This window comes from Vibrio sp. St2 (genome assembly GCF_947311885.1).
Classification (GTDB): domain Bacteria; phylum Pseudomonadota; class Gammaproteobacteria; order Enterobacterales; family Vibrionaceae; genus Vibrio; species Vibrio coralliilyticus.
Map to the genome: position 1 here is coordinate 551,858 of NZ_CAMZNA010000002.1, position 14,425 is coordinate 566,282.

The 14,425-nt window shown below is 45.9% G+C and carries 10 protein-coding genes; 5 read left to right on the plus strand and 5 right to left on the minus strand.

Annotation, left to right across the window (positions count from 1 at the left end; translation table 11 throughout):
• Window positions 1–34: 34 nt before the first annotated feature.
• Window positions 35–637, minus strand: a complete 603-nt coding sequence (locus tag QMA41_RS08970) for a glutathione S-transferase N-terminal domain-containing protein (RefSeq protein WP_281629426.1) — start codon at window positions 635–637, stop codon at window positions 35–37.
• Entirely contained in the window at window positions 628–1,041 is a 414-nt protein-coding gene (locus QMA41_RS08975; RefSeq protein WP_043009910.1) for a rhodanese-like domain-containing protein, read from the minus strand. Before QMA41_RS08975 ends, QMA41_RS08970 begins: the two co-directional genes overlap by 10 nt.
• Before the next feature lie 121 nt (window positions 1,042–1,162).
• Here QMA41_RS08975 and QMA41_RS08980 point away from each other — a divergent pair, with 121 nt between their 5' ends.
• Window positions 1,163–2,101: a helix-turn-helix domain-containing protein gene (locus tag QMA41_RS08980; protein WP_281629427.1), complete on the plus strand. Its 939-nt coding sequence runs from the start codon at window positions 1,163–1,165 to the stop codon at window positions 2,099–2,101.
• Between the two features lie 67 nt (window positions 2,102–2,168).
• On the opposite strand, the gene QMA41_RS08985 is transcribed toward QMA41_RS08980, so the two are convergent.
• Entirely contained in the window at window positions 2,169–5,651 is a 3,483-nt protein-coding gene (locus QMA41_RS08985; RefSeq protein WP_281629428.1) for a hypothetical protein, read from the minus strand.
• Window positions 5,652–5,906: 255 nt separating this feature from the next.
• Here QMA41_RS08985 and norR point away from each other — a divergent pair, with 255 nt between their 5' ends.
• A complete protein-coding gene (gene norR, locus QMA41_RS08990) occupies window positions 5,907–7,436 on the plus strand; it encodes a nitric oxide reductase transcriptional regulator NorR (RefSeq protein WP_281629429.1) in 1,530 nt (509 codons plus the stop codon).
• Window positions 7,437–7,696: 260 nt separating this feature from the next.
• On the opposite strand, the gene QMA41_RS08995 is transcribed toward norR, so the two are convergent.
• Window positions 7,697–8,179, minus strand: a complete 483-nt coding sequence (locus QMA41_RS08995) for a hypothetical protein (protein ID WP_281629430.1) — start codon at window positions 8,177–8,179, stop codon at window positions 7,697–7,699.
• Window positions 8,176–9,342, minus strand: a complete 1,167-nt coding sequence (locus QMA41_RS09000) for an MFS transporter (protein ID WP_281629431.1) — start codon at window positions 9,340–9,342, stop codon at window positions 8,176–8,178. Before QMA41_RS09000 ends, QMA41_RS08995 begins: the two co-directional genes overlap by 4 nt.
• A gap of 146 nt (window positions 9,343–9,488) precedes the next feature.
• Here QMA41_RS09000 and QMA41_RS09005 point away from each other — a divergent pair, with 146 nt between their 5' ends.
• The 3 genes from QMA41_RS09005 to hcp all read left to right on the plus strand — a co-directional run bounded on the left by QMA41_RS09005 (window position 9,489) and on the right by hcp (window position 14,393).
• Window positions 9,489–10,397 (plus strand): LysR family transcriptional regulator, encoded by a 909-nt coding sequence (locus QMA41_RS09005; protein WP_281629432.1) that lies wholly within the window; start codon window positions 9,489–9,491, stop codon window positions 10,395–10,397.
• Window positions 10,398–10,515: 118 nt separating this feature from the next.
• Entirely contained in the window at window positions 10,516–12,363 is a 1,848-nt protein-coding gene (locus tag QMA41_RS09010; RefSeq protein ID WP_281629433.1) for a M3 family metallopeptidase, read from the plus strand.
• Between the two features lie 368 nt (window positions 12,364–12,731).
• The gene (gene hcp / locus QMA41_RS09015) at window positions 12,732–14,393 is read left to right on the plus strand and encodes a hydroxylamine reductase (RefSeq protein ID WP_281629434.1); all 1,662 of its coding nucleotides are present in this window, start codon (window positions 12,732–12,734) and stop codon (window positions 14,391–14,393) included.
• Window positions 14,394–14,425: the final 32 nt, after the last annotated feature.

Genomic DNA, 14,425 nt, shown 5'->3' on the forward strand with positions numbered 1-14,425 from the left:
CATGTTAATCATAGAGCCATTGTAGATTCCTCAATCACCCGTTACGCCACTCTGTGGCGGCTTCAATCGCACTGGTCAATCCGTGCCACTCAAGCAAGCTTCTTTGGTAGTTCGCCGCTTTGCCTTGAAGAGAAAGGCCGTAACTCTCAAGCCGGTAAGCTAATATCGCATAGAAGGCGTCAACCATGGTCGGCTCATCGTACATAAACGGCAGCCGAGCCTTGGCAAAAATGGTGTTGATACGCGTGAGATCAGAAGCCAGCTCTTGCATAGGAAGTGGGTCGACATCCGGTTTATCCAGAGTAAACGAGCAATACGTTCTCAATGCAACAAAACCTGAGTGCATTTCACAGCATAAACTCCGTGCTTCTGCTCGTTGAGACTCGCTTTGAGGTAACAATTTCCCTCCCGATAGCTCGTTTAAATACTCACTAATAGCAAGCGAATCATGGATTACACAGTTGTTATCCGTAGTGAGTGCTGGTACGAGCCCTGTCGGAGACATCAGTTTAAGCTGTTCTTTCGCCTCAGGTTTCGATAGATCGATCACCTGAGTTTCCATCTCTATTCCTGCAATGTAAGCACATATCCAAGCGCGCAAAGACCACGTAGAATCTGTTCCAACAATTAAACGCATGTTTCAACCTCCTGTTTAACCAGCTCAAACCCTTCATCAAGCCAGCCAGTGACTCCACCAATCATTTTTTTCACAGGTCTACCAAGTTTTGCCAAACGAATAGCCGCCTTCTCGGTGCCATTACAGTGTGGCCCCGCACAATACACCACAAACTTCGTGTCTGGTGGAAAGGCATTCAGGCTCTTTTCATTCAACCTCGGGTGAGGAATGTTAATCGCTCCCTTTACGTGTCCTTGCGCAAACAGCTCTTCTCCTCTGACATCAAGCAACACAAAATCCATACGATCATTGCTGATGGCATGATGAACATCCCAGCAGTCTGTTTCAAATTCTAATAGCCGACTGAAATGCACCAACGCACGCTCACTACTAGCGGCTGGAACTCTAGTTACTGCACTTGTCATAACGTCTCCTTGTTTGTCTTTTGAATCATTATTGCGTTGAAATGAGCAACTCAACACTGGCCTAAAAGTCAATATTCGATAATAATCAGCCAAAGACTGTCACTCACTAACGAGTTTCCAGATGATCAAAGTTGCCATTCTTGCCCACTCTCACATCACCTTGTTTGAAATGTCCTGCGCTGCGGAACTGTTTGCCTTGCCTCGACCAGAGTTCGATCCTTGGTATGACTGCGAGATAATTAATATGGAGAATAAAGATGTTGACAGCACAGGCGGTGTTACTCTCAGGACGACATTCGTAGAGAGTTTAAAGAGTTACCACACATTGATCATTCCCGGCTGGCCGACTGGAGACTACGCGATTCCTCCCCTGATTCAGCGCGAGATTCGTCAGTTTGTCGCTGATGGTAAACGCGTTTTGTCGCTCTGTTCAGGCTCTTTTTTGCTGGGAAAACTCGGACTGCTTAAAGGGCGTAAAGCCACCACACACTGGATGTATGAAAATGCATTTCGTGAGCATTTCCCTGATGTCGAATACCAGAAAGATGTACTTTACGTATTAGATGGACAGATTGGTTGTTCAGCTGGAAGTGCATCTGCCCTCGACCTTGGTCTGGCGATTATCCGTCACGACTACGGCTATCAGATTGCCAATCAGGTCGCGAAAAGGCTGGTCATATCTTCCCACCGAACAGGCGGACAAGCGCAGTTTGTTGAAACACCCATGCTCAAAGTTCCGGGCACATTTTCACAAGCTATCGCCTGGGCGTCTGCGAATCTGGATAAAGCCATCACTGTCGAAGACTGGGCTCAACAAGCCAGCATGTCTCGACGTACTTTTGATCGTAAATTTCGCGCCAGTTTCAGCCTTTCCCCTAAAGAATGGCTAATCCAACAGCGCATCGAAAGGGCAAAAGGGTTGCTGGAAACCGAGTCCCTACCAATCGAACAATTGGCTAACCAAGCAGGGTTTGATAACGCCGTCACCATGCGCCATCATTTTCGCCGCTTGGTGGGCGTTTCACCGCAGAAGTACAGAGCGCAGTTTGGAAATATCTAGTCTAGGAAGTTTTCTTTTTCAACGTAGACAGAAACGGGCGCATACAATGCACCCGTTTATCAACGTCTTAGCTAGGGGGATTTAACACTACACTTTGATCAACAAAGACATTTTGTTTCTCATTAATTAACGATTCCACACTTCCCCACACCACAACAGATTCATCTGCTCTAACTGCGTAAAAACCTCTACGTCCCGCAAATAGCCGCTCCACATTCACTAATTTACTGGCTAACTCAGGGTTCTCACCACCATCAGGTGTACTCGTAGAAACTTCTCCCCACGATACAACCGTTTTGTCATTACGCAATGCTGCAAAAGAACTGTAGTTGCTCACCATAGATTTGACGGACGATGTTTGAAAGTAACCAAATTCTAGTTTGTAGGTTGAACTGTCATGCTGCCAAGAAGTTAAACTACCATCTTCTTTTAGTACAGCGAACCCACGAGCACTTGTCACCACTTGCTTAACTGGACTATCAGATTGCGGAATCTCTTTGGGTTGAGTGTATAAGCACCAAGAGTAGGTAGTCCCATCGAGCTTATATCCTACATAGCAGGAAGGAAATATACTAACAACTAACTGTTCAATACCTAAAGGAAAAGGGGTTAGATAGGCTCGATAATTCCACCAAATAGTGTTTCCAACTTTGTTGAGTATTACAAGGCCATCATGGCTTGTTACAACCGCTTTGGCTTCGCCAAGTATACCTTCGGGAACATGTGATGGGTATACAATCCCCCAGCCTAAACGAGGCCATGTTACGAGAGTTCCATCTGCTTTCAATACCAAGCCTGCTGTCATATTCGAAGCAACATCAACAACACCAAAACTAAGAGAGGCACTAAGAGAATCTTGGGCAACATCTCCCCAGATAACCAATTCTCCAGTGTCTTTTAGTGCCGCTAAAAACCATTCACCAGTAAAAATTTCAGTCACTCCAGAGGACAATTTATCCATAACGGCACTTGAGTCACCACCTCTTTTGGAGTTACCCCAAGTAACAACACTTCCATCACTTTTTAGTGCAGCAAAGCTACCATCGCCAGTGTGAATAGACTTTACACCAGACGTAAGCTTGTCTTTCACTAAAGAGAAGCTTTCAGAGTATTTTTCTCCCCAAGCAACAACACTTCCATCTTCTTTTAAAGCAACGAATCCATTACCATCACCGTAATGTATAGAAGCCACGCCCGCTACCAACTGATCACGCACCTCCAGAGAGCTTCCACCCTTGTCACTATTTCCCCAAGTCACAACTGATCCATCCTGCCTAAGAACAGCGGTAGCATAGAAGTTATCAACAATATTGGCGATTGGAGAATAGGTTAATGAGTGTGCTTGTTTGTGTCCCTTGGTTGCCGCTTGAATCAGCCAAGCCTTTCCGGCGACAGGATCAATATCCACACCTAAGCCATTAATATACATTAGACCCAATTGGTATTGAGCTTCCATGTCTAAAGCGAGTGCTGACGATTCATAAAGCTTGAACGCCTGCTGATAGTTTTGCGTTACGCCCTTACCTGTTTCATACAATTTCGCAAGAGTCGTTGCAGCTGCCACATATCCCTGTGAATGCGATTTATCCAACCAGTTGTATGCATTTGCGTAGTCCAATACAACGCCAAAACCAGACAAGAAAAAATGCCCAATTTTGAATTGTGCTTCAGCAGAACCTAACTCGGCTGCTGCCAAATAATACTGGGCGGACTTTTCGGGGTTTAGATCAACCCCAATACCTTGCTCGTACATAGCGGCAATTTTTAGCAATGAAGGGACATGCCCTTTGTTAGCAGCTTGCTCATACCACTTTGCGGCCTCTACGTAATAACGTTGAGACATCTTAGCCAAGCGCTCATTTTTTTCACCAAGGCTGAACATAGCTTCAATAACGCCAGCTTCTATAGCGCGAAGCGTCCAATCTGTTTGTTTTTCTTTAAAAGTACAACCAGGGTCATTGATAAGACTACAAACCTCACCCAATTGATATAGGGCGCGTGGATCAAAATCGTAAAATGCAATTGCTTTGCGATACCAGTAAAGCTCCTCATTACGCCCCACGAGTTCCCCCATGTTTGTATACGCAGGCGAAAAGTCTTGCTCTATAGCTTTTTGATACCATTGCTTGGCTCGCTCAAGATCAATATCGACACCTAACCCGTGTTCATAAAGATGACCCATACTATTTTGAGCACTAGGCTCAGGAGAACTCCCCACAAGTGCTTTATCAAACCATGTTTTAGCTGTTTGGTAATTGAGCTCCACACCTTTACCATTTACATACAACTCGCCAATGCGTGTATACGCCGGCTTGTAATTAGCATCTGCAGCCTTATGGTAATATTCAAGAGCCGTAGTATAGTTGTAATGTACGCCTCGCCCATTTTCATACAAGTTTCCTAATGACACATAAACAGCTGCGCAATAGTCTGGTAGTGTTTCTAGCAAATCACACTGTTTTTTGGCGGTTTCATACCAAGTAAGTGCTTTATCAAAATCTGGGCTACCTAAATGGCCAAGTTCATACAATTCAGCAAGATTTAGTTGCCCGATGATATAACCTTGTTGGGCGGTTTCGACTAATAAAGTATGAGCTGCAACGTAGTCTGTTTTCCCACCTTGACCATAGGCATAAAGTTTTGCGAGATCATTCTTGGCCGCCACATCACCTTGAGCAGCAGCTTTTCCATACCATCGACGTGCCTGTTCAAAATTTGAGGAGGTGTAATCTTGTCCATTGAGTTTACCGGTAGCAAAGTGCTGCGCTAACTCAAACTGAGCAGCGCTGTAGCCTTGCTCTGCTGATCTTTCTAGATAGTAGCGCCCTGAAGAAAGATCTTGATCTCTGCCTATTCCATTTAGATTAAACTCAGCCATTTTGTACAAAGCTAAGCTGTGATCATCTCTTCCCGCTTGCTCATACCATTCGTAGGCGAGCGCATAATCCTGATCCACAGACATACCCTGTTGGTATGCTCGTCCTAGATTAAATTTTGCGCTTGGGCTTCCATTACCTGCTGCGCGTCGATACCAAACGATCGCCTCATCGCTGCTTTGTTCAACTCCTTTACCATCTTCGTGCATAACACCAATCAAGTTTTGCGAGGTACTATGTTCTTGCTTTGCAGAAGATTGAAGCCAATGGAGAGCCTGATCGTAGTCAACTTCAACACCACGTCCGGAATAATAGGAATTTCCTAAGTTATACTGGCCAAACATATTCCCTTGATTAGCAGAAGCTAAAAACAGACGATTCGCCGCATCGTTATCTTGTGCAGTCACGACACCTTCTGTGTACATAACCCCCAAGTTGTTCTGAGCACCACTGTGACCTAGGTCCGCGGCTTGGGTATAAAGTTCAAAAGCTTTGGTTTGATCGCCTTGATCATCGTAGGCTAAAGCATCCAAAAACAAATCTTGCGCTCTTTGAGAGACACTTTGCGTGGTGCTATTGCTTCCAGAGTCATTAGCACCTCCACCACCGCCTCCACCTCCGCAGCCACCCGCTAAAAGAGAACAGAGTAATAAAGGGAGTAATTGATATTTCATAATAATTTCAACTAGAGCAACTGATTAAATACTTTTTATAGGATTTCAAAGGCGTGGATGATATTAGATTAACCACTCTAAATCACCCAATCCATCACTTAAATCAATTAATAATTCGACAACTCTCACATATGCGAACTATTGCACCTCAAAATTGACCTTAATCAAACGTATGGCGTTTCTATCCTTTATGACGATGTGAAAACGACAACGCGCTGATAGCATGGCTGACGTCGTTCACTACCGAAGTCAGCTATGGATGCAAAAATGAATCAGGTGCTATTGGAAATAGCCCTCAACCTGAGTTCCAACCTCAACAGCGAAGCCCAGTATCAGCACTTGATTGATGGTATTGATCGGGTATTTCCTTGCGATGCCAGCGCGCTATTCATTTTGGATCAGGATGGATTTCTCACCCCCGTTGCGGTGAAAGGCTTGTCCACCAGCGTCCTCGGTCGACGGTTCTTTCCTCAAGCGCACCCGAGGCTGGAAGCAATCATGGCGAGCAAGCAACCGGTTCGGTTTAGTGCCGATTGTGAGCTACCTGATCCCTTTAGTGGTGTACTACTCAGCGAAGAGGCTGAGCTAGATGTGCATGACTGCCTCGGTTGCAGCTTATACGTGGATGGACAACTGGTCGGCATACTGACGCTGGATTCGCTCAACATCGGCGCGTTTGATGCCATAGAACCAATGACCATTGAGACGTTTGCAGCACTGGCGGCTGCCACGTTACGCAATATTGGCCAAATTAAAGCGCTCAAAGCACAAAATCGCAAACAACGCTCTGTCACTCAAACCCTGATTCAGCAAGCCCGCTCAAAGCAGGGGGAGATGGTCGGCCTTAGTCCTCAAATTCAGCAGCTTAGAACCAATATTGCCACCGTCGCTCAATCAGATTATGCCGTTTTGATCACAGGTGAAACGGGTGTAGGAAAAGAGTTGGTGGCTCATAGTGTCCACGCGCAATCAAGCCGCCGAGACAAACCAATGATTTACGTCAACTGCGCGGCTTTACCCGAAGGCTTGGCAGAAAGTGAGCTGTTTGGTCATGTCAAAGGCGCCTTTACCGGAGCCAACAGCTCACGAGCAGGTAAATTCGAGCTGGCTGATGGCGGCACCATTTTTCTTGATGAATTGGGAGAGCTACCTTTAGTTCTGCAAGCGAAGCTGCTGCGTGTGATTCAGCAAGGTGAGCTGCAACGTGTGGGTAGTGACAAGCATTTACTGGTCAATGTCAGAATCATTGCGGCAACGAACCGTTCACTTGAAAATGAAGTCGAACAAGGGCAATTTCGCGCTGACCTGTTCCACCGTCTAAATGTGTTCCCGATTTCCGTTCCTGCGCTGCGCAACCGTGAGGGTGATATACCTGTTCTTGCGGGCTACCTTCTGGAAAAAGTTCGCAGCCAGTTCAACATTCCGAACCTGCATTTACACCCCAAAGCCTTGGTGCTTTTGGAAAAACAGAACTGGCCCGGTAATGTACGAGAACTAGAGCATACGCTAACCCGCGCAGCGTTAAGAGCCATTCAAGATCAACAGCAGATTATTCACCTCAATCACTTTGACGGCGGCTTTGAGAATACGGATGTAAAAAGCACATCACACTACCTGCCGCAAAGTAGCCAAGGAATGAGAGATCTCGTTGAGTCTTACCAGAAAGACCTGATTGTTCACGCTCTGGAAAAATCGAACCGGACATGGTCTAAAGCGGCAGAGTTTCTACAAATGGACCGTGGTAATTTGTACCGAATGGGGAAAAAACTAGGCGTTGAAACCTAAGTTCAATAACACATAGGTAGGCCCGCAGGCCTACCTGATCTCTCACAACCGTCTAACAAGACTAAGCCAAAGAAAGTGTCGCCTCCGAACAGCCCCCTTTCTGGTGTGATTGTCTTAGTTTTTCCTTGAGATAAACAATGAGTTCATCAACAGCTACCTGAGTAATTGTCCCGTCCTCACGACATTTTATCGCTAGACTGTTTTCGGCTCGCTCTTTGTCTCTCACTGCAAGCACATATTTCAACCACATTGTTGAAATTTCAATCTTCCAACGACTGGGTTGTATCGATCATTTTGAGTGCCTGATGATAGAACACTTCGATCAAAACCAGTGTCGAGTTATGCTCTTGCCATGTAAACCTAGAGATTCTTCCTTGGCTCTGCATGAGGTCACACTGCTCCGAATGACCGATTGTAGGAAGTGAGAACTCAATAAATTGATAAGGGCTACGCTTAACCGATTGATAGGAGAAAAGTAGCTGCTCTCCCAATGATTGACCTTCTAAGCCGCAATACGCTGCAACTGTTTTCTCATGCTTAGAAAACAAAGTTGATTTAGCCCAAACCAAAGGCAAGGCGCCGTCACAAAGTATCACTTCCCGTGTGTAGATCGGGCTTTGACTGACCACACGTAACGGTTGAATCTGGAAATCTTCACTCGCAGAACGTAAAACCTGTGTCAGTGAGCCCAAGCTTTTCATTGCTTGAGGCACTGCTGTTGAGTCAATCACGCGGAAATTCATGCCACTTCCTCCACAACCGTCTCTCTGAGGTCAGGGACTAACTTGAAGCACAAAAGGCTTACCACACCAATTAAACTACCCAGCAATAGGAAAAAACGCTCTGTACCAAACAGGTTTTGCAAATCGAGCACGAAGGCGCTCAACGCCTGCCCCAGAAAATAGAACATCACAAAACCGCTCAGCACGGATGTTCTCTGCGCTGGTATGCTCGTCTGAATAACCAGATGAGTGAGCACTGGCAGCAATAATCCAAACCCAATACCTGTGCTGACTAATACTATGTACGCGCGCCAATCATATTGTGTTTGCGACAACGCCCAAAATGAGGTGGTGAAACACACGAAACAAAGTGCCATGACAAGTTTCTCACCATAGTTGATGACGCCATGTCTAAAGAAATACGCTACGAAGGCTGACAACAGACTCATCGCCCCCATCGCCAACCCCGTTTCAGAGCTGTTGAAACTTTGAGACGTTTTCAATAGATAAGGTAAGCCAAGCAATACTAGGTAGTATGACAACATACCCACACACCCAAGTAGATAAAACGGCAAAACCGACCTAAAGCCCAACCAGCCCAGTTTAGGCCGAAATTGAGTACGCACTTTTTTACTTGAGGGAATTCCTTTTAACGACATTGCGAGTGTAAGCAAAGCAATCAGGTAAATAGTAAAAGGCAGTCGCCAATGCAAAGAGGCTAACCAACCGCTGGCAACGACAAAAGCAATCCCTCCAAGGTTTACCGCAATGGCCTGTTGAGAGATGAAATGCACTCTTTCCTGACCTAAAAAGTAGTCGCTAATCAACTGGTTGATAACCGTCATGCAGATGACGATACTTGCCCCGAAAATGACTCTTACAACAAGCAACGCTGCTAATGAATCCAGCCACAAGCCACTACTACCCGCGACTCCATAAAATCCAAGCCCTAACATTAAGCTTTTCTTCTCCCCCAAGTAGTCAATCATACGACTCACAAATGGCGCAAAGCCAATGACCGCAATGGAGGGAAGCGTCATTAACAGTGAAACGCCGAACGGGTCATCAAACACATGGTTTAGTTCAGTCAAAGACGGCGCAATCGCAGCATTGGCCATGACGAGCAAACTGCTACCAAGTAGTAAACAGGCTCGGGTTAAGTTAGGAACTGATGAAGTTTTCATTATTGGCCTTAAGTAGGGCTGACATAGTCCAAAGGTTAGAAGTTTTCACTCAAGCCAAATAGCGCAAAATTGGCAACACAGCGTTGCTTTGGATATAGGTTTCAATGTGTTATTAAAGAATCAAATTGAGAGAGAAAGCAGATAGTATGGACTGGAACCTAAACGATCTTCCGATATTTATTGCCGTCATCGAAACTGGCAGCGTTTCAAAAGCAGCAAAAAGGCTTGGCAATCAAAAATCCAGTGTCAGCCGAGCCATAAACAGATTGGAAGAGTCGTTGAATATTAAACTGCTTGAGAGAAACAGCCGACATCTGAACCTGACCTCAGACGGAGAACAGCTGTACAATCAACTTAAGCCGCTGATGCAGAACCTGTCTGCAATCAAAGAGCAAGTTCCATCGCAAACTCTGTGTGGCACGCTCCGCATCGCGACTACTTTCGCCTTTTCTCGGGAAATATTGTCACCTAACCTTAAGGCCTTCACCGAACGTTACCCCGATATACAGCTATCTATTCGCAGCATGTCGCACCGTGCTCACTTACTGGAAGACAAACTTGATCTCGCGATTCAGCTCGGTGATTTAGCCCCTTCTGGTTTTTATGCCAAAAGGCTCACTGTTGTGAAATTACTCTGGTTCTGCACACCTGAATACTTGCTGGCGAATCCAGAGCTCCAATCGGCTACGTTGGAGACTTTGCAACAGCACGTCAGTTTTTATCACGATCAGGAGAATAACCAGTCGATGCTGTACTCAACAAGGACTGATGGCGGTAAACAAACCATAGAGTTTAAACATGCCAACCAACTGGATGATGTTCTTCTGGTGCGAGATATGGTCGCATCTGGCAGTGGCGTTTCTCTGCTGCCTGACATTTACTGTCGTCAATTGTGTCGTGACGGTAAGCTAGTACAAATCGCCCATGATATTAACGTTTTACCGCATGTGAATATTTCAGCCGTTTACGCTAGCAAAACCACTCATTCTCCTCGCTTAAAAGCCATGCTCAACTTTATGGAGGAAATCACCGCACAGTACGTTGGCGAGTGTTAAACGTAAACTCGCTCAGAGCTCGGTATTGAGAAAACATCAAAAACGCCACGTATGTAACTAATTTCATTATATAAATCATGCCATAATAGTGCTTCACACCACCATTTTATGGACTGAAATGACTGCAACTCAATACCTCAAAGATCTTAACCAGCGTTATCTAGACGTTCATCGTACCAAAGAAGATTTGTTCTGGGACACCTACATGGGGATCAGCAACGAACATGATCGTTTTGCCACTGCGCAAACCGCATGGACTCACTTCCTGAGTAATGCCGATCAGATTTCTGACATCGAACAACAGCTCAGCACGCTCAATGAAATAGCTGACTTAGAAGAGCGTAAACAAACTCAGATAGGGCTTGAAGGCTGGCTAGCCACTTTCCGCTCACACGCTATCGAAGGAGATAAAGCTCAGGCACTCAAGACAGAACTGATAGCATTTGAAACGGAACTATTTGAGAAAAAACAAAATCATGCACTGGTTTACGTCAACGAAGAAGGAGAACAAGTTGACGCCTCTTTACCAGCACTACGCTCAACCATAATGGCAAACGAGAATGAAGCCGTGCGCCAGTCAGCACATCAAGCATTGTTAGATCTTGAGCAATGGCTACTTGGCAATGGCTTTATCGATTTAGTCAAACTGCGTAACCAGTTTGCTCGCTCGTTGGGGCACGACAATTTCTTCGATTACTCAGTACTGAAAAACGAAAAAATGACCACCACTGAGTTGTTTGCCATTCTGGATGATTTCGAGCAGCGGACCAGACAAGTTAATCTCACCAGCTTAGATAAACTCGCCAGTGAGAAAGGCCAAAATGCGCTCACAGGTTACAACTTCAATTACTCTTTTTCTGGCGATTCGATGCGTGAGCTGGATCCATACGTTCCGTTTTCCAAGTCACTCAGACGCTGGGTAGAATCTTTCGGTCGGCTAAACATTGATTACTCTGGTGCCGAACTCACTCTGGACTTGCTGGATCGTCAAGGTAAATACCAAAACGGTTTTTGCCACGGCCCGATACCTTCGTTTTATGACGACGGGCGATGGATAGCAGCCAAGGTCAATTTCACCAGTAACGCAAAGCCCGATCAGATTGGCAGCGGTTATGATGGCATCAACACCCTTTTCCATGAAGGGGGACATGCCGCCCACTTTGCTAACGTCAAAATGAACTCACCTTGTTTTTCTCAGGAGTTTGCACCGACGTCCATGGCTTATGCCGAAACTCAATCCATGTTCTGTGACAGCCTGCTGAATGATGCTGACTGGCTGAAACAATACGCTCTGGATGCGAATGGAAATCCAGTTCCAGACGAGCTCATTCAATCGATGATCAATAGCAGCCAGCCGTTTAAAGCGTATCAGGAACGTAGCATTTTGGTGGTGCCTTACTTTGAGCGAGCCTTGTATCAGCTTAGCGATGAGGAACTGACGGCAGAACACATTACAGCATTGGCTCGTCAGTGTGAAAAGCAGATTCTGGGACTAGAATGCAGCCCTCGCCCATTGATGGCGATTCCTCATTTACTTTCTGACGAAGCGTCCTGTGCTTATCACGGTTACTTGCTTGCCAACATGGCCGTCTATCAGACACGCGCTTACTTCCTCAACAGGTTTGGGTACCTGACTGACAACCCTGATATTGGCCCTTTGCTGGCAGAGCATTATTGGCGTGCAGGCAATCACTTGTCTCACAATGACACCATCAAGAGTCTGACGGGGGAAGGCTTCAATGCCAAATATCTTGCCGAGGCATGTAGCCTCACCGCCGAGCAAGCGTGGGAAATTCAGAAACAAAAGATTGCTGATTTAAACTCCCGTGAACGACCCGATGCCGCACCGTTGAATGCAAAGATCAATATTGTTGATGGTGCTGATTGCTTAGCTGACAACGCTACATCCGATGAGCTGATGTGCAAGCAGTTTGAAGACTACATAGCAAAAACGTACGGCTGTTAACCTTCTCTATGAGCCAGATTCAAGTCTGGCTCATCTCCCATTCAATGGAGTTGATGTTAAAAGCACATCGCACGCTCCAGCTCACCCCATCATGATAATCATCATCTAACTTTCTGTTTTACTCGCTTATCCTCAGCTCAAAATTCATACATTTTACTGACTGTCTTATTTACTGTTTAGCACTTCGCAGTATTTATTGATGTGTTATTTACATCATCACCGTTGTCATCTAGACAACAGCTCTATATCCAAATACAGGCAAATCCTTTAAATATCAAATATTTAAATAGTGGCACGCTCTCTGCAATTATAGCGCTAAACAAATCCAAGCGGCGTGACCGCATAAAGACTATTACTGGAGAAGCGCAATGTTCTGTATTCAATGTGAACAGACTATTCAAACCCCAACTGTTAAAGGTTGTTCTTTCGCCCAAGGCATGTGTGGCAAAACATCTGAAGTTTCGGATCTACAAGATGTACTGGTCTATACCCTTGAAGGTGTTTCGTACTGGGCAGAACAAGCTCGTCGCTTTGACATTATTGATGACGAAGTTAATCAATGGGCGCCAAAAGCCTTCTTCTCGACCTTAACCAATGTGAATTTCGACCCTGAACGTATTCTTGAACTCGCTGCGCAGGCTGCGCAGTTTAAATCCCGACTTAAAGAGCAGACACTCGCTGCGGCAAAACTGGCTGACGTTGAACTTGAGCCCGCACCTAAAGTCGCTAATTTCGAGTTACCAGCGAGTGCTGAAGCGATCCTCGAATTTGCTCCTCAGGTTGCGGTCAACCGTGGCTATCAGGAGATCAGTGAAGATGTGATTGGCCTACGTCTGCTGTGCCTTTACGGCCTGAAGGGTGCTGCCGCTTATATGGAACACGCACGCGTCTTGGAGCAAACCAATAACGATATTTACGCTGAATATCATGAAATCATGGCGTGGCTAGGCACTGATCCAGAAGATCTTAACGCTTTGCTTGAATGTTCAATGCGTATTGGTCTGATGAACTACAAAGTTATGGAAATGCTGGACCTTGGTGAAACCACTACTTTCGGCCACCCAGAGCCAACTCAGGTCAACGTTAAACCAGTTAAAGGCAAATGTATTTTGGTTTCGGGGCATGACCTCCATGATCTAGAGAAAATTCTTCAGCAAACCGAAGGAACCGGAATCAACGTTTACACCAACGGTGAAATGCTCCCTGCGCACGGTTACCCTGAACTGAAAAAATACCCGCACCTGGTCGGCAACTACGGCAGCGCATGGCAAAACCAGCAGAAAGAATTTGCTAACTTCCCTGGCGCGATTGTCATGACGTCTAACTGTCTGTTGAACCCGAACATGGGTCAGTACTCAGATCGTTTGTTCACGCGTAGCATCGTTGGCTGGCCGGGTGTCGCACACATTGAAGGTGATGATTTCAGTCAAGTGATTGAGTGTGCACTGGCGCAAGACGGTTTCCACCACGATGAAATTGAACACATGATCACCGTAGGCTTTGGTCGCAATGCGTTGATGAGTGCAGCCCCAGCAGTGGTTGAGCAGGTCAAAGAAGGTAACATTAAGCACTTCTTCTTAGTTGGTGGTTGTGACGGTGACAAAGCAGAACGTAGCTACTACAACGATTTCACCGCCAGCGCGCCTGAAGATACTCTGATCCTGACACTGGCCTGTGGTAAGTTCCGCTTCAACAAAAACCAGTTTGGCGACATCAACGGTATCCCGCGCTTACTGGATGTTGGCCAGTGTAATGACGCCTATTCAGCCATTCAGCTTGCCCTAGCATTATCGAAAGAATTTGATTGCGACATCAACGAATTGCCGCTAACACTCGTGCTGTCTTGGTTTGAGCAGAAAGCCATCGTAATTTTGCTCACTCTGTTCGCACTAGGTGTAAAAGGCATCTACACAGGCCCAACCGCACCTGCATTCCTGACCGATAATCTCATCCAAATCATTCAGGATAAATTCGACATGCGCAGTATCGGCAATGTTGAAGACGATCTGAAAACTATCCTAGCAGCTTAATCCCTGCCTTTTGATAGCCCAGTCAGTTTGTT

Coding starts and splice junctions, on each gene's coding strand:
- QMA41_RS08970 (WP_281629426.1), bottom strand. CDS start 637: ATGCGTTTAATTGTTGGAACAGATTCTACGTGGTCTTTGCGCGCTTGG.
- QMA41_RS08975 (WP_043009910.1), bottom strand. CDS start 1,041: ATGACAAGTGCAGTAACTAGAGTTCCAGCCGCTAGTAGTGAGCGTGCG.
- QMA41_RS08980 (WP_281629427.1), top strand. CDS start 1,163: ATGATCAAAGTTGCCATTCTTGCCCACTCTCACATCACCTTGTTTGAA.
- QMA41_RS08985 (WP_281629428.1), bottom strand. CDS start 5,651: ATGAAATATCAATTACTCCCTTTATTACTCTGTTCTCTTTTAGCGGGT.
- norR (WP_281629429.1), top strand. CDS start 5,907: ATGGATGCAAAAATGAATCAGGTGCTATTGGAAATAGCCCTCAACCTG.
- QMA41_RS08995 (WP_281629430.1), bottom strand. CDS start 8,179: ATGAATTTCCGCGTGATTGACTCAACAGCAGTGCCTCAAGCAATGAAA.
- QMA41_RS09000 (WP_281629431.1), bottom strand. CDS start 9,342: ATGAAAACTTCATCAGTTCCTAACTTAACCCGAGCCTGTTTACTACTT.
- QMA41_RS09005 (WP_281629432.1), top strand. CDS start 9,489: ATGGACTGGAACCTAAACGATCTTCCGATATTTATTGCCGTCATCGAA.
- QMA41_RS09010 (WP_281629433.1), top strand. CDS start 10,516: ATGACTGCAACTCAATACCTCAAAGATCTTAACCAGCGTTATCTAGAC.
- hcp (WP_281629434.1), top strand. CDS start 12,732: ATGTTCTGTATTCAATGTGAACAGACTATTCAAACCCCAACTGTTAAA.